The 14,241-nt window shown below is 66.0% G+C and carries 16 protein-coding genes; 12 read left to right on the top strand and 4 right to left on the bottom strand.

Going from position 1 to position 14,241, the window contains the following annotated elements; translation table 11 throughout:
• Positions 1-33: 33 nt before the first annotated feature.
• Complete coding sequence (locus IE00_RS04400; protein ID WP_072295858.1) at positions 34-558, top strand: murein L,D-transpeptidase family protein; 525 nt, start codon at positions 34-36, stop codon at positions 556-558.
• 76 nt (positions 559-634) lie between these two features.
• Here the strand turns inward: IE00_RS04400 and IE00_RS04395 are convergent, their stop codons facing one another.
• On the bottom strand, positions 635-1,072 hold the full coding sequence (locus tag IE00_RS04395; RefSeq protein ID WP_083554045.1) for a CAP domain-containing protein: 438 nt from the start codon (positions 1,070-1,072) through the stop codon (positions 635-637).
• Between the two features lie 288 nt (positions 1,073-1,360).
• Here IE00_RS04395 and IE00_RS04390 point away from each other — a divergent pair, with 288 nt between their 5' ends.
• Complete coding sequence (locus tag IE00_RS04390) at positions 1,361-1,930, top strand: L,D-transpeptidase (protein WP_072295856.1); 570 nt, start codon at positions 1,361-1,363, stop codon at positions 1,928-1,930.
• A gap of 31 nt (positions 1,931-1,961) precedes the next feature.
• Here the strand turns inward: IE00_RS04390 and hemH are convergent, their stop codons facing one another.
• Both hemH and IE00_RS04380 read right to left on the bottom strand, forming a co-directional pair.
• Complete coding sequence (hemH, locus tag IE00_RS04385; RefSeq protein ID WP_072295855.1) at positions 1,962-3,002, bottom strand: ferrochelatase; 1,041 nt, start codon at positions 3,000-3,002, stop codon at positions 1,962-1,964.
• The gene (locus tag IE00_RS04380) at positions 2,999-3,841 is read right to left on the bottom strand and encodes an SAM-dependent methyltransferase (RefSeq protein WP_072295854.1); all 843 of its coding nucleotides are present in this window, start codon (positions 3,839-3,841) and stop codon (positions 2,999-3,001) included. Before IE00_RS04380 ends, hemH begins: the two co-directional genes overlap by 4 nt.
• Between IE00_RS04380 and IE00_RS04375 the strand changes: the two genes are divergently transcribed.
• The 4 genes from IE00_RS04375 to IE00_RS04360 are packed head-to-tail and all read left to right on the top strand — an operon-like array spanning position 3,840 to position 6,231.
• A complete protein-coding gene (locus IE00_RS04375; RefSeq protein ID WP_240493787.1) occupies positions 3,840-4,607 on the top strand; it encodes a ComF family protein in 768 nt (255 codons plus the stop codon). The genes IE00_RS04380 and IE00_RS04375 overlap by 2 nt on opposite strands.
• Before the next feature lie 30 nt (positions 4,608-4,637).
• Entirely contained in the window at positions 4,638-4,907 is a 270-nt protein-coding gene (gene grxC, locus IE00_RS04370; RefSeq protein WP_072295852.1) for a glutaredoxin 3, read from the top strand.
• Positions 4,907-5,770, top strand: coding sequence for a carbon-nitrogen hydrolase family protein (locus IE00_RS04365; RefSeq protein ID WP_072295851.1), 864 nt, complete (start codon positions 4,907-4,909; stop codon positions 5,768-5,770). Before grxC ends, IE00_RS04365 begins: the two co-directional genes overlap by 1 nt.
• Entirely contained in the window at positions 5,767-6,231 is a 465-nt protein-coding gene (locus tag IE00_RS04360; protein WP_072295850.1) for a MarR family winged helix-turn-helix transcriptional regulator, read from the top strand. Before IE00_RS04365 ends, IE00_RS04360 begins: the two co-directional genes overlap by 4 nt.
• 9 nt (positions 6,232-6,240) lie before the next feature.
• On the opposite strand, the gene ubiG is transcribed toward IE00_RS04360, so the two are convergent.
• Positions 6,241-6,972: a bifunctional 2-polyprenyl-6-hydroxyphenol methylase/3-demethylubiquinol 3-O-methyltransferase UbiG gene (gene ubiG, locus IE00_RS04355; protein WP_072295849.1), complete on the bottom strand. Its 732-nt coding sequence runs from the start codon at positions 6,970-6,972 to the stop codon at positions 6,241-6,243.
• Positions 6,973-7,022: 50 nt separating this feature from the next.
• On the opposite strand from ubiG, the gene pip reads away from it, so the two are divergent.
• The 6 genes from pip to infB all read left to right on the top strand — a co-directional run bounded on the left by pip (position 7,023) and on the right by infB (position 14,060).
• Positions 7,023-8,021, top strand: a complete 999-nt coding sequence (gene pip, locus IE00_RS04350) for a prolyl aminopeptidase (RefSeq protein WP_072295848.1) — start codon at positions 7,023-7,025, stop codon at positions 8,019-8,021.
• Positions 8,018-8,482 carry a TspO/MBR family protein gene (locus IE00_RS04345; RefSeq protein WP_072295847.1) on the top strand — a complete coding sequence of 155 codons (465 nt, stop codon included), beginning with the start codon at positions 8,018-8,020 and terminating at the stop codon, positions 8,480-8,482. Before pip ends, IE00_RS04345 begins: the two co-directional genes overlap by 4 nt.
• Before the next feature lie 130 nt (positions 8,483-8,612).
• On the top strand, positions 8,613-9,230 hold the full coding sequence (gene rimP, locus IE00_RS04340; protein WP_072295846.1) for a ribosome maturation factor RimP: 618 nt from the start codon (positions 8,613-8,615) through the stop codon (positions 9,228-9,230).
• Between the two features lie 4 nt (positions 9,231-9,234).
• Positions 9,235-10,863 (top strand): transcription termination factor NusA, encoded by a 1,629-nt coding sequence (gene nusA, locus IE00_RS04335; protein ID WP_072295845.1) that lies wholly within the window; start codon positions 9,235-9,237, stop codon positions 10,861-10,863.
• A 22-nt stretch (positions 10,864-10,885) separates the two neighbouring features.
• Positions 10,886-11,506, top strand: a complete 621-nt coding sequence (locus IE00_RS04330; RefSeq protein WP_072295844.1) for an RNA-binding protein — start codon at positions 10,886-10,888, stop codon at positions 11,504-11,506.
• Between the two features lie 7 nt (positions 11,507-11,513).
• Positions 11,514-14,060, top strand: coding sequence for a translation initiation factor IF-2 (gene infB / locus IE00_RS04325; protein ID WP_072295843.1), 2,547 nt, complete (start codon positions 11,514-11,516; stop codon positions 14,058-14,060).
• The last annotated feature ends 181 nt before the right edge of the window (positions 14,061-14,241 follow it).

The following is a 14,241-nucleotide window of genomic DNA, read 5'->3' as shown; positions in this document are numbered from 1 at the left end:
GTCCCATAAAACAAAAAACCGTCAGAGGCAGTGATGAGCAAAACGACCCGTCGGGCGTTCACGATTTCGATGTTGGCCGTTCTGGCCGCCTGTGGCCGCCCGCAGGAGGAAAAACCGAAATTCGTCCGCTATTTCGGCCCTCCGGTGACGCAGGTCCAGATCAACAAGGGCCAGCGCCGGATGCACCTGTTCAGCGGCAGCACCGTGGTCAAGTCCTATGACATCAGCCTGGGCAACGTCCCCGTCGGTCACAAGCAGTTCGAAGGCGACGGCAAGACCCCCGAGGGCGTCTATTTCGTCGACCGCTTCAACCCGCGCAGCGCCTATCACCTGTCGGTCGGGGTGTCCTATCCCAACGCCCAGGACCGCGCCTTTGCCGAAGCCCATGGCCGCAAGCCCGGCGGCGACATCTTCATCCACGGCCGCGGCCCCGACGGCAACAACCTGTTCCCCCGCCAGCGCGACTGGACGGCCGGCTGCATCGCCGTCTCGGATGAGGAGATCGAGGAGATCTATGCCATCCTGCGCCCCGGCACCCAGGTGGTGATCTATCCCTGAGGCCGCGCCGCATTCCTGACATGACACGGCCCCGATCGCAGGATCGGGGCCGTGTCATGTTCGGGGCGGGGCCTGCTTACTGGGACCCGGTCAGCAGGGTCCACCACAGCTTGCCCGAGGGTTCCTTGTACCAGGAAAAGCCCAGCAGCGTCGCCGACGGGTCCATGATGACATCGCGGGTGTCGCGCGTGCTCATCCAAGCGGCCAGGGTCTGGATCTCGTCCTCATAGCTCTCCGAGATGTTCTCGCCGATCAGGGTGCCATTGAAACCCTGACGCCGCGCGCGGTCCAGGGGGGACGATCCGTCCGACCCCCAATGCCAGGCCCGATTCTGGGCCGACATGTCGCGCGAATGGGCCAGGGCCGCGGCATCCAGCTGGGTGCTGGGCACCAGCGCGGCCTGCCCAAGATTTCCCCGCAAAGTGTTGATCTGCTGCAACACCCGCGCGGCGATGGCGGCATTGTCATCGACGGGCGCGACGGCCTGCGCGGGCATGTCCTGGGGCATGGGCATGGGCTGCTGTTGCAGGTAGCGCGGCGCGCATGCTGTCAGCGCAAGAACGGCAAGAACCCCGATCGACCTGATATTCCTCAACGTGCCGGCTCCCTCAAATGCGATGTGGTCTTGGTCTAACGAAGCGGGCGCCGCTGTTCAAACGCAACTCTGCGTGAGACCGCCCGCGCGGCGTCATGTCCCCGTCAAACGCCGGTTTGATTTGCCGCGTCGTGGTGCAGGCGGTATGATTCCCCATCGAAGCCCGCCTCTCAAGAGCGGTGATCCGAACCCCGAGGACATGATCAGATGAGCACGCGTTTCAACTTCAACCGGCGGGCCTTTCTGGGCACGGCCGCCGCAGGTCTGGCGATGCCCGCATTGGCGCAGGAAGCGCCGACCGGCAATACCGGCCCCCAGCACAACATCTCCAGCTTCCGGATGCAGGACTGGCGCCCGCATTTCCAGAACCTGACCAATGGCGCGATCCTGTGCGACCTGACATCGCGCGCCGTCCATTACTGGTCCGAGGACGGCACCACCTATCACGTCTATCCCTCCTCGATCCCGGTCAGCGCCGAACTGACCCGCACGGGCCGGACCGAGATCATCAAGAAGGTCGATGGACCCACCTGGGCGCCCACGCCCTCGATGAAGGCCAGCAACCCCGAATGGCCCGATTTCGTGCCCGCCGGTCCGGACAATCCGCTTGGCACCCACGCCTTGTGGCTGTCCTGGCAGTATTACCGCATCCACGGCACCCATGACACGCGCAAGATCGGGCGCAAGTCGTCGAACGGCTGCATCGGTCTTTACAACGAACACATCGCCCAGCTGTTCGGGCTGGCCAAGATCGGGACGCAGGTTCTGATCCTGTAAGGAAAGGGGGCCGCGCGGCCCCCTTTTCGCATCAGGCGACCGGTTCGACCCAGCCGCCGATATTGTCGCGGATGACGTTCAGCATCACCTGGATATGGGCCGGATCGTCGTTCAGGCAGGGGATGTACTGGAATTCGTGGCCGCCGGCCTCCTCGAAGGCCTCGCGGATCTCGCCGTTGATCTCCTCCAGCGTCTCGATGCAATCGGACGAGAAGGCGGGCGAGATGACGGCGATGTCGGTATGGCCCTGTTTCGCCAGTTCGGCCACATGTTCGACGGTATAGGGCTTCAGCCATTCCTCGCGGCCGAAAACCGACTGGAAGGTGGTGTCGATGATGCCCTCGGGCCAGCCCAGCTCCTCGCGCAGCAGGCGGGACGTCTTCTGGCACTGGCAGTGATAGGGATCGCCCTGCATCAGATAGCGCTTGGGCATGCCGTGATAGGACGCGACCAGCTTCTTGGGCACCTTGCCGTCCAGCGCCCGGCGCACGCTGTCGGCCAGCGCCTTGATATAGTCGGGGCGGTTCACATAGGGCTCGCAGGTGCGGACGGCGGGCTGCCAGGTCTGTTCCATCAGCGCGCGGAACAGCTGGTCGTTGGCCGTGGCCGAGGTCGGCCCCGCATATTGCGGGTAAAGCGGCAGGAACACGATGCGGCGGCACCCGGCATCCACCATCTTCTGCAGCACGTCATGGGTCGAGGGGTTGCCATAGCGCATGCAGAATTCGACCATCACCTGATCGCCCCATTCGGCATGTGCGGCATCGCGCAGCGCGTTGGTCTGCGCCTTGGTGATCGTCATCAGCGGGCTTTCGTTGGCCTCGTTGTTCCAGATCAGCTTGTAGTTCTTGCCCGAACTGGTCGGCCGGAAGGTCAGGATGATGCCCTGCAGCAGCGGCTGCCATTTCCAGCTGGGCAGATCCACCACGCGCTTGTCGGACAGGAATTCGTTCAGATAGCGGCGCATCGACCAGTAGTCATAGCCGTCGGGCGTCCCCAGATTGGCGATCAGGATGCCGGTCTTGGCAGGCTTGATGCGGGGGTGGTCGGCAGGCGCATGGGCTGGCGTCATGGGTTCGTTTTCCTGATTGCGTTCAACGCGTCGGCAAGCGCGGTCTTGGCGCTTCCCGGACGCAAGGGCTTGGGCTGGCTGTCTGATGGCGCCCATCCGGTCAGAAAGACCAGATCGAAGCCGACGTTGACACGGGACGGATCGTCGCGGTCGGGATGGTGCGTTGCAAGGATGGCGCTGGCGCGACCCATGACCGCGCGGCGCGTGGGGCGGCGCAGCCGGGCGGCCATGGCGTTGCCTTCGCCCATGGCGCGCAGGTCGCGGCCCAGATGGGCCAGGTCGCGATAGCTGACGCGCTGCGGCATCAGGTCGGCCACCGGCAGCGCCAGCCCCGCCCGTTGCAGCAGCCCGCCCATGTCGCGGATCTCTCCCATCGGCAGGACGCGGGGCGACAGGCCGCCGGTGATCTCGGCCTCAGCCTGGGCCAGGGCGGCGCGCAGTTCGGCCAGCGTCTGGTTGCCGAAACAGACGCCGATGAACAGCCCGTCCTCGCGCAGGGCGCGGCGGCATTGGGCGATCTGGCCGATCGGGTCCTCGGCCCAGTGCAGCGACATGGCGTGGATCACCAGGTCATGCGCGCCGGGTTCCAGATCGATCACCGGATCGTCGGCCACAACGTGGGCCTGCGGAAAGCGCGGGCTCCAGATTTCGGGAAAGCCGGTCACGACGGCGGGCGCCGTAAAGGTTCTGTTAACCTCGATCAGCCTATCGTCGATCTCGTCGGCGGCGATCTGGTGGAACAGGTCGACAAACCCCGTCCGGCGCGCGCGGTCGCGCTGGCGCTGCAGGGCGGCCGTGTCGGTCAGGGCGGGGCGCGTGGTATCTTGGGGGATCTTCATGGGACTGGAACATAGGGTGCTTTCGGGGGCGATGAAAGTCGCGCTGCACGTGCTTTATCCGCCGCAATGCCTGTCCTGCGGCGCAGGCGTCGCGGATGGCGGCGTGGGCGCGGTCCATCTCTGCGCCACCTGCTGGACGGATGCCCGGTTCATCACCGGCGCGCTGTGCGATTGCTGCGGCGTGCCGCTGCCCGATGACGGGTCGGGCGACGACCAGGTGCTGGTCTGCGACGATTGCCTGACCAGCGTGCGGCCCTGGTCGCGTGGACGGGCGGCGATGGTCTATGACGGCACGGCGCGCAAGCTGATCCTGGCGCTGAAGCATGGCGACCGGCTGGACCTGGCGCCCGCGATGGCGGGCTGGCTGGCGCGGGCGGCGCGGCCCCTGGTGATGGCCGACCAGATCGTCTGCCCCATCCCGCTGCACCTGCGCCGCCTGATCAAGCGGAAATACAACCAGTCGGCCCATGTCGCGGCCCGTCTGGCGCGAGACCTGGGGCTGGATCATCAACCCGACCTGCTGGTCCGCACCCGCCACACCCCCGCCCAGGATCATCGCGGCGCGGCCGAGCGCTTTGCCAACCTGCAGGACGCGCTGGCCGTGAACCCCCGCCGGCTGGACGCCCTGCAGGGCCGGCCCGTGCTGCTGGTCGATGACGTCATGGCCTCGGGGGCCACCATCACCACGGCGGCCATGGCCCTGTTGCAGGCCGGATCGGGACCAGTTTCGGTCGCGGTGCTGGCACGGGCGGTCAAGGATCACTAAATAAGGTCCGAACCACCCGAAAGGACCGACATGTCACAGCCCAAGATCCAGATCTATACCACCCGCACCTGCCCCTTCTGCATCCGCGCCAAGGCGTTGCTGGAGCAGAAAGGCGCCAAGTTCGACGAAACCGACGTGGGGGCCGACGCCTCCAAGCGCGCGGCGATGACGCAGCGTGCCAATGGCAAGCGCACCGTCCCGCAGATCTTCATCGGCGACACCCATGTCGGCGGCTGCGACGAGCTGTTCGCGCTGGACCGCGCAGGCAAGCTGGACCCGATGCTGAAGGGCGCCGCCTGATGTCCCCCGCGTCGCTGACCGTGGGGCTGATCCAGCTGACGGTCGGCGACGCACCGCTGACCAACCTGCAGGCGACCATCCCGCTGATAAGGCAGGCCGCGGCCCAGGGCGCGCAGCTGGTCCTGACCCCCGAGGCCACGAACCTGCTGTCACCCGACCGCGACTGGCAGCGCCGCACCCTGCGGACCGAGGCCCAGGACCCGACCCTTGCCGCCCTGCGCTCCGAGGCGCGTGCCTTGGGCATCTGGCTGCTGATCGGGTCGCTGGCGCTGGCGACGGATGATGCGGATGGGCGCTTTGCCAATCGCAGCCTGCTGATCGACCCGCAGGGCGACATCGTCGCACGATACGACAAGCTGCACATGTTCGACGTGACGATCAGCGCCACCGAATCCTATCGCGAAAGCGCCGCCTATCGCCCCGGCGACCGGGCCGTGCTGGCCCGTGCGGCGGATGTGCCCATCGGCATGACCATCTGCTATGACCTGCGCTTTCCGCATCTTTATCGGCAGCTGGCACAGGCGGGCGCGCGCATTCTGACCGTGCCCTCGGCCTTCAACCCGGTCACCGGCGAGGCGCATTGGGAAACCCTGCTGCGTGCCCGCGCGATCGAGACGGGCTGTTTCGTGCTGGCCCCGGCCCAATGCGGCACCCATCCGGCACCCCACAGCCCTGACAGGCCCGCCCGGCGCAGCCATGGTCACGCGCTGGTCGTCGACCCGTGGGGCAAGGTGCTGGTCGATGCGGGCGTGACGCCGGGTATATCCGTTGTTTCCCTTGACCTTACGGCCGTCGACAGGGCACGGTCCTCCATCCCGTCCCTGACCCATGACCGGCCCTTTGCGGCCCCGGAAATCCCATGACCCTGCGCGCGACCGATATCGACCCCAGCACCGACCGACTGGCCGCCAGCCTGTTCGCCGAGGTGTTGATCGCCGAACAGCTGTCGCGCAACCTGATCAGCAAGGCGCTGCCCGGCGGCATGCAGATCTCGCATTTCTCGGTGCTGAACCTGCTGGCCCATGTGAACGAGGAACGCACCCCCGCCCAGCTGGCCCGCGCCTTTCACGTCACGCGCGGCGCCATGACGAACACGCTGTCGCGGCTGGAATGGGCGGGGCATGTGCATATCCGCCCCGATTGGGACGATGCGCGGCGCAAGTTCGTCTCGCTCAGCCCGGCGGGTCGGGCGGCGCGCGACAATGCGCTGGCCGCCTTCATGCCGCTGATCGCTGGCGTTGTGCGCAAGATCGGGGCCGAGCGCGTGCGCAGCGCCCTGCCCGTCCTGCGCGAGATGCGCGTCCAGCTGGAAGGCAGCGACTAGGCCAGCGTGTCAGGCACGCCGCGCCGTCAGGATGTAGTTCACCGACATGTCGCGATCCGACAGGCGCCAGCCATGCGTGATCGGGTTGAAGACCATGCCGCGCCGGTCGACCGTGTCCAGATCGGCGGCCCCGGCCATGGCGGTCAGCTCGTCCGGGGTGATGAAGCGTTGCCAGTCATGCGTGCCGCGCGGCAGCCAGCGCAGGATCCATTCCGCCCCCAGGATCGCCGCGCCGAAACTGCGCACCGTGCGGTTCAGCGTGGACACGATCACCAGCCCGCCGGGACGCACCAGTCGCTGGCAGGTCGCGACGAAGGCCTTGGGGTCGGCGACATGTTCCACGATCTCCAGCGCCAGGACGACGTCGAAGACCTCGCCGGCATCGGCCATCGCCTCGGCGGTGGTGGCGCGATAGTCGATGGCAAGCCCCTGCTGGTCGGCATGGGTCTGGGCCACGTCGATATTCACCTGGGTCGCGTCGGCGCCGGTGACATCGGCCCCCAGACGCGCCATCGGTTCGGCCACCAGGCCGCCGCCGCAGCCGATATCCAGAATGCGCAACCCTTCGAAGGGCGCGGGACCGGTCCGGTCGCGGCCGAATTCGATGCCGATCTGTTCGGCGATGTAATCCAGCCGCAGCGGATTCATCAGGTGCAGCGGGCGGAACTTGCCGTTCGGGTCCCACCATTCGGCGGCCATCGCCTCGAACTTGGCGATTTCGGCGGGGTCGATGCTGGTCATTTTCGGTGGTCCTTCTGGCAGGCGGGCTCGACAGGCCTTATAGTATCAGCATGGACCGATTGGCAGGACAAATCTCCGCGTCACATGGCCGCCTTCATCCGGCGGTCGAACCCTTTGCGCGCCACATGCTGGAGGTGGGCGACGGCCATACCCTCTATGTCGAGGAATGCGGCAACCCCCAGGGGCGGCCGGTCATCGTGCTGCATGGCGGCCCCGGCGGCGGATGCAGCCCCTTCATGCGGCGCTTTTTCGACCCCGATCATTTCCGCGTCATCCTGTTCGATCAGCGTGGCTGCGGCCGGTCGCGGCCCACCGCCTCGGTCACGGCGAACACCACGCCGCATCTGGTGGGCGATCTGGCGCTGATCCGCGACCATCTGGGCATCGATCAATGGCTGCTGTTCGGCGGCAGCTGGGGGGCGACGCTGGCCCTGGCCTATGCGCAGGCCCATCCCGACCACTGCACCGGGCTGATCCTGCGCGGCGTGTTTCTGGGGATGCAGTCCGAACTGGACTGGTTCTATGGCGGCGGGGCGGCGCGGTTCTTCCCCGACCTCTGGGCGCAGTTCCAGGAACCGATCCCCGAGGCCGAGCGGGGCGACATGATCGCCGCCTATCACCGCCGCCTGTTCGACGACGATACCGGGCGGCAGACGCGCTTTGCCCAGCCTTGGCTCATGTGGGAAAATGCGCTGGCAGGGCTGCAATCATCGGCCTCGGGCTTTGCGCCGCCGGAATATGCCCGCGCCTTTGCCCGGCTGGAAAACCACTATTTCCACAACAACTGCTTTCTGGACGAAGGCCAGCTGCTGCGCGACCGCGCCCGGATCGAGCATCTGCCCGCCGTGATCGTGCAGGGCCGTTACGACATGGTCTGCCCGCCCGCGGGCGCCCATGCGCTGGCGCAGGGATGGGCGGGATGCCAGCTGCGCCTTGTCCCCGCATCGGGACATGCGCTGTCGGAACCCCGCATCACCGCCGAACTGGTCACCGTCATGGACACCATCCGCGACGAAGACCGCATCAAGACCCGGACCCCCCGAACATGAGCCTGAACCTGTTCCTGATCTTCATGGTGGCCAGCGCCGCCGCCGCCGCCACGGGCATCATCTTCCGCCCCGGCAGCTGGTATGACGGGCTGCGCAAGCCCGGCTTCACGCCGCCGAAATGGGCCTTCCCCGTCGCCTGGAGCGTCATCTATCTGCTGTCGGCCATCGCCGCGGCACGGGTGGCGCTGTTGCCCGGCGCGGGCACGGCCCTGGCGCTGTGGGCCGCGCAGATCGCGCTGAACACGCTGTGGACGCCGACATTCTTCGGGGCGCGGCGGATGGGCATGGCGATGGGTGTCATGGCCGTGCTGTGGGCCGTGGTCGCGGGAATGGTCGTGCAATTCTGGATGCTTGACTGGCGGTCGGGGCTGATGCTGCTGCCCTATCTGGCCTGGCTTTGCGTGGCGGCGGGGCTGAACTGGCGCGTCTGGCGCGACAATCCCGGTGCAGGGGCACGCTGAGACAGCTTGCATTCGGCGGGGGGCGGCGCTATATGGCCTTACAACAGCGGTGCAGGGGTCCAAACCCTGCCCACCGGAACTTCCGCATGGGGCCCGCTGACGGCCCCTTTTTCATGTCCGAAAGGATCCCATGTCGAACGATCTGATCGCCAAGACGGCCATTGACCGTCGCCTGGCCGAAATCATCACGCCCGTGATCGAGGATCTGGGCTTCGAGCTGGTCCGCGTGCGCCTGCAGGGCGGCAAGACCGCCACGCTGCAGATCATGGCCGACCGCCCCGAGGGCGGCATCAACGTCGATGACTGTGCCGAGATATCGACCGCGGTCAGCGCCACGCTGGACGTCCAGGACCCCATCGAGGACAACTATCATCTGGAAGTGTCCTCTCCGGGGATCGACCGCCCCCTGACCCGGATGAAGGATTTCGAATCCTTCGAGGGCTATGAGGCGCGTCTGGACCTGAACCAGCCCATCGACGGCCGCAAGCGCTTCAAGGGCACGCTGGCCGGCACCGAGGGCACCGAGGTGCTGATCAACATCGAGGATCAGGGCGCGACCCACACGATCGGTCTGGATTTCGACCTGTTGGCCGATGCCAAGCTGGTCCTGACGGACGAGCTGATCAAGGAAATGCTGCGTCAGAAGAAGGAAGCCGGGGTCGAGATCGACAACCTGGACGAAACCGCCTTCGACGAGATCGAAACCGACGACAACGAAGGTGCCGACGGCGCCGCTATCAAGGAGTGAGTTGATGGCGATCACATCTGCCAACCAGCTTGAACTGTTGCAGACGGCCGAAGCCGTCGCCCGCGAGAAGATGATCGAGCCCGAGCTGGTCATCGAAGCGATGGAAGACAGCCTGGCGCGTGCCGCCAAGTCGCGTTACGGTGCCGAGATGGACATCCGCGTGTCCATCGACCGCAAGACCGGCAACGCCACCTTCACCCGTGTCCGCACGGTCGTCGAGGATGACGCGGTCGAGAATTACCAAGCCGAGGTCACCGTCGAGCAGGCGCGTCCCTATCTGGACGACCCCAAGGTCGGCGACGAGATCATCGACCAGGTTCCCCCCGTGGAACTGGGCCGCATCGCCGCGCAATCCGCCAAGCAGGTGATCCTGCAGCGCGTGCGCGAAGCCGAGCGCGACCGCCAGTACGAGGAATTCAAGGATCGCGCCGGCACCATCATCAACGGTGTCGTCAAGCGCGAGGAATACGGCAACATCATCGTCGATGTGGGCCGTGGCGAGGCGATCCTGCGCCGCAACGAGAAGATCGGCCGCGAAAGCTATCGCCCGAACGACCGCATCCGCGCCTATGTCAAGGACGTGCGCCGCGAGACGCGCGGCCCGCAGATCTTCCTGTCGCGCACCGACCCGCAGTTCATGGCCGAGCTGTTCAAGATGGAAGTGCCGGAAATCTATGACGGCGTCATCGAGATCAAGGCCGTGGCCCGCGACCCCGGTTCGCGCGCCAAGATCGCGGTCATCAGCTATGACGGCTCGATCGACCCGGTCGGCGCCTGCGTCGGCATGCGCGGCAGCCGCGTTCAAGCCGTCGTCGGCGAATTGCAGGGCGAGAAGATCGACATCATCCCGTGGAACGAGGACCAGGCCACCTTCCTGGTCAACGCCCTGCAGCCCGCCGAGGTCAGCAAGGTCGTCTTCGACGAGGAAGCCAACAAGATCGAGGTCGTGGTTCCCGACGAACAGCTGTCGCTGGCCATCGGCCGCCGCGGTCAGAACGTGCGTCTGGCCAGCCAGCTGACGGGTCTGGACATCGACATCCTGACGGATGAGGAAGAATCCAAGCGTCGTCAGGCCGAGTTCAACACCCGCACCGCCCTGTTCATGGAGGCGCTGGACCTGGACGAGTTCTTTGCCCAGCTGCTGGTCGCCGAAGGTTTCACCAACCTCGAGGAGGTCGCCTTCGTCGATACCGACGAACTGCTGACGATCGACGGCGTGGACGAAGGCACGGCATCCGAATTGCAGGCCCGTGCCCGCGACGTGCTGGAGGCCAAGAACAAGGCCGCGCTGGACCGCGCCCGCGAACTGGGCGTCGAGGACAGCCTTGTTGAATTCGACGGCCTGACCCCCCAGATGATAGAAGCGCTGGCAAAGGACGGCATCAAGACGCTGGAAGACTTTGCCACCTGCGCCGATTGGGAACTGGCCGGTGGCTGGACCACCGTGAACGGCCAGCGCGTCAAGGACGAAGGCCTGCTGGAACCCTTCGACATCTCGCTGGAGGAAGCGCAGGGCATGGTGATGACCGCGCGGGTGCTTCTGGGCTGGGTCGACCCGACCGAGCTGGAAGGCGATGCCGATGATGTCGACACCGACGAAGATGACAACGACGACGAGGAGGCCGGGGCCTGATCGCCCCGGTACTGTGCACAGCTTGAGCCGTGGTGGACGTGACAAGGACCGGACCGATCCGGAACGCAAATGCATCGTCACTGGCGATGCGCAACCCAAACGTGGGCTGATCCGTTTCGTGATCGGTCCCGAAGGCCAGGTCGTCCCCGACCTGGCCGAAAAGCTGCCCGGACGGGGCATCTGGGTCACGGCCGATCGCGCGGCGATCGACAAGGCGGCGGCGAAGGGATTGTTTTCCCGCGCCGCCCGTGCCCCCGTTTCCGCGCCCGACGATCTGGGCGCCATGACCGAGGCGGGCGTCGCCCGTCGTCTGGTCGAACTGGTATCGCTGGCCCGCAAGACGGGTCGTGCGGTTGCCGGGTTCGAAAAGGTTAAGGGCTGGTTGGCCGAGGGGCGCGCGAAAGTGCTTCTGCAGGCCAGCGACGGGTCGGAACGCGGCAAGGGAAAGCTGTGGACGCCCACCGGCGGACGCTGGTTCGGTTGCCTGACGGCCTCAGAATTGGGTTTGTCCTTTGGGCGTGATCATGTCATACACGGCGCGCTTGCGGCGGGTGGCCTGACGGACAAGGTGATCTTGGAAGCCGGCAGACTGACGGGTCTGCGCGGGCATGACGACGGCAATACGGCTGTCGGGAAGGAATAAGACGCAGATGAGCGATAAAGACGATAAAAAGCCCTTGGGACTTGGCGGCGCAGGCCGTTCGGGCCAGGTCAAGCAAAGCTTCAGCCATGGCCGCACCAAAAGCGTGGTCGTGGAAACCAAACGCAAGCGCGTCGTGGTCCCGAAATCCAGCCCGGCGCAGACTGCCGCCGACAAGGCCAAGAATCCGCTGACCGCGCGCATGGCAGGCGACCCCTCCAAGCGCCCGGCAGGCATCTCGGATGTCGAGATGGAACGCCGCCTGAAGGCCCTTGCCGCCGCCAAGGCGCGCGAGGCCAGCGATGCTGCCGAACGTGCCGCATTGGACAAACAGCGCGAAGATGACCGCGCCCGCCGCCGCGCCGAGATCGAGGCGAAGGCCGAGGAGGAGCGTCAGCGCGAAGAGGCCATCAAGGCCAAGGCCGAAGAAGAGGCTCGCGTTGCACGCGAAGCCGCGGAAGAGGCCAAGCGCAAGGATGCCCCCAAGCAGGACCGCGCCAAGCCGGCAGCGGCAGCCAAGCCGGCCGCGCCCGACCAGGCCGCGATCGAGGCTGCGGCATCGCGCGCCGAGACCAAGGGCGTGTCGACCAGCGCCCCGCGCAAGACCGACCGCGAGAAGGTCGATCGCGACAAGAACAACAAGACCGCCCGCGACGACAACCGCCGCGCCGGCAAGCTGTCGCTGAACCAGGCGCTGAACGGCGAAGGTGGCCGCCAGCGCAGCATGGCCGCGATGAAGCGCAAGCAGGAAAAGACCCGTCAGAAGGCGATGGGTGGACACCAGCGTGCCGAAAAGCAGTTCCGTGAAGTCAAGCTGCCCGAGACGATCGTCGTGCAGGAACTGGCCAACCGGATGACCGAGCGTGCCGCCGACGTCGTCAAGACGCTGATGAAGATGGGCATGATGGTCACCATGAACCAGGCCATCGACGCCGAGACCGCCGAACTGGTGATCGAGGAATTCGGCCACAAGGCCGTGCGCGTCAGCGATGCCGATGTCGAACAGGTGATCAACACCATCGACGACAACGAAGCCGATCTGCGCCCGCGTCCCCCGATCATCACGATCATGGGCCATGTCGACCACGGCAAGACCTCGCTGCTGGACGTCATCCGCAAGGCGAACGTGGTGTCCGGCGAAGCCGGTGGCATCACCCAGCATATCGGTGCCTATCAGGTGACGACCGAAAGCGGTGCCGTGCTGTCCTTCCTGGACACGCCGGGCCACGCCGCCTTCACCTCGATGCGTGCCCGTGGTGCGCATGTGACGGATATCGTCGTCCTGGTGGTCGCGGCCGATGACGCCGTGATGCCGCAGACGGTCGAGGCGATCAATCACGCCAAGGCTGCCGGTGTTCCGATGATCGTGGCGATCAACAAGATCGACAAGCCCGCCGCCGACCCCAACAAGGTCCGCACGGACCTGCTGCAGCACGAGGTTGTCGTCGAGGCCATGTCCGGCGACGTGCAGGATGTCGAGGTTTCGGCCAAGTCTGGCCAGGGCATCGACACCCTTCTGGAAGCCATCGCCCTGCAGGCCGAGATCCTGGAACTGAAGGCGAACCCGAACCGGGCCGCCCAAGGTGCCGTGATCGAAGCCCAGCTGGACGTGGGCCGCGGCCCCGTCGCGACCGTTCTGGTCCAGCACGGCACGCTGAAGCGCGGCGACATCTTCGTCGTCGGCGAACAGTGGGGCAAGGTGCGCGCCCTGATCAACGACAAGGGCGAGCGCGTCGAAGAGGCCGCTCCTTCGGTTCCGGTCGAGGTTCTGGGGCTGAACGGCACGCCCGAGGCCGGTGACGTCCTCAACGTGGTCGACACCGAAGCTCAGGCCCGCGAGATCGCCGAATTCCGCATGCAGCAGGCCAAGGACAAGCGCGCCGCAGCCGGTGCCGCGACCACGCTGGAACAGCTGATGGCCAAGGCCAAGGCCGATGTGAACGTCGCGGAACTGCCGGTGGTCGTGAAGGCCGACGTGCAGGGTTCGGCCGAAGCCATCGTGCAGGCCCTGGAAAAGGTCGGCAACGACGAGGTTCGCGTCCGCGTGCTGCATTACGGCGTCGGTGCCATCACCGAATCCGATATCGGCCTGGCCGAGGCGTCGGGTGCTCCGGTCATCGGCTTCAACGTCCGTGCCAACTCTCCGGCGCGCAATGCGGCCAACCAGAAGGGTGTCGAGATCCGCTACTACTCGATCATCTACGATCTGGTGGACGACATCAAAGCTGCCGCTTCGGGTCTTCTGTCGGCCGAAGTTCGCGAAAACTTCATCGGCTATGCGTCGATCAAGGAAGTCTTCAAGGTCACGGGCATCGGCAAGGTCGCCGGTTGCCTGGTCACCGAAGGCATCGCCCGCCGTTCGGCCGGCGTCCGCCTGCTGCGCGACAACGTGGTGATCCACGAGGGCACGCTGAAGACGCTGAAGCGCTTCAAGGACGAGGTCAAGGAAGTCCAGTCCGGTCAGGAATGCGGCATGGCCTTTGAAAACTACGAGGATATCCGCCCCGGCGATGTCATCGAGATCTTCGAACGCGAAGAGGTCGAGCGTACCCTCTGAGGGTGTCGCAACAGGACCAGGCAAAGGGCGGCCCCGCGAAGGGCCGCCCTTTTTCATTGCCGGACCACGCGTCACTGGCCGTTCGGGGCAGCAAAAAAGGGGCGACCTTTCGGTCACCCCTTGTTTCTGGTCTTCGACGGCGCAGAGCTCCTCCTGCGCCGGAGACGATCAGTTGCCGACG

It is taken from the genome of Paracoccus sp. SM22M-07, from assembly GCF_001887735.1.
Lineage (GTDB): Bacteria > Pseudomonadota > Alphaproteobacteria > Rhodobacterales > Rhodobacteraceae > Paracoccus.
This window is presented reverse-complemented; position numbering and strand designations above follow the sequence as displayed.

What these genes read in the sequence shown, in the direction of transcription:
- hemH (WP_072295855.1), bottom strand. Translation starts at nt 3,002, where the DNA reads ATGACGCCAGCCCATGCGCCTGCCGACCACCCCCGCATCAAGCCTGCC.
- IE00_RS04375 (WP_240493787.1), top strand. Translation starts at nt 3,840, where the DNA reads ATGGGACTGGAACATAGGGTGCTTTCGGGGGCGATGAAAGTCGCGCTG.
- infB (WP_072295843.1), top strand. Translation starts at nt 11,514, where the DNA reads ATGAGCGATAAAGACGATAAAAAGCCCTTGGGACTTGGCGGCGCAGGC.
- IE00_RS04380 (WP_072295854.1), bottom strand. Translation starts at nt 3,841, where the DNA reads ATGAAGATCCCCCAAGATACCACGCGCCCCGCCCTGACCGACACGGCC.
- IE00_RS04345 (WP_072295847.1), top strand. Translation starts at nt 8,018, where the DNA reads ATGAGCCTGAACCTGTTCCTGATCTTCATGGTGGCCAGCGCCGCCGCC.
- IE00_RS04390 (WP_072295856.1), top strand. Translation starts at nt 1,361, where the DNA reads ATGAGCACGCGTTTCAACTTCAACCGGCGGGCCTTTCTGGGCACGGCC.
- IE00_RS04400 (WP_072295858.1), top strand. Translation starts at nt 34, where the DNA reads ATGAGCAAAACGACCCGTCGGGCGTTCACGATTTCGATGTTGGCCGTT.
- IE00_RS04365 (WP_072295851.1), top strand. Translation starts at nt 4,907, where the DNA reads ATGTCCCCCGCGTCGCTGACCGTGGGGCTGATCCAGCTGACGGTCGGC.
- IE00_RS04360 (WP_072295850.1), top strand. Translation starts at nt 5,767, where the DNA reads ATGACCCTGCGCGCGACCGATATCGACCCCAGCACCGACCGACTGGCC.
- grxC (WP_072295852.1), top strand. Translation starts at nt 4,638, where the DNA reads ATGTCACAGCCCAAGATCCAGATCTATACCACCCGCACCTGCCCCTTC.
- IE00_RS04395 (WP_083554045.1), bottom strand. Translation starts at nt 1,072, where the DNA reads ATGCCCATGCCCCAGGACATGCCCGCGCAGGCCGTCGCGCCCGTCGAT.
- nusA (WP_072295845.1), top strand. Translation starts at nt 9,235, where the DNA reads ATGGCGATCACATCTGCCAACCAGCTTGAACTGTTGCAGACGGCCGAA.
- pip (WP_072295848.1), top strand. Translation starts at nt 7,023, where the DNA reads ATGGACCGATTGGCAGGACAAATCTCCGCGTCACATGGCCGCCTTCAT.
- ubiG (WP_072295849.1), bottom strand. Translation starts at nt 6,972, where the DNA reads ATGACCAGCATCGACCCCGCCGAAATCGCCAAGTTCGAGGCGATGGCC.
- rimP (WP_072295846.1), top strand. Translation starts at nt 8,613, where the DNA reads ATGTCGAACGATCTGATCGCCAAGACGGCCATTGACCGTCGCCTGGCC.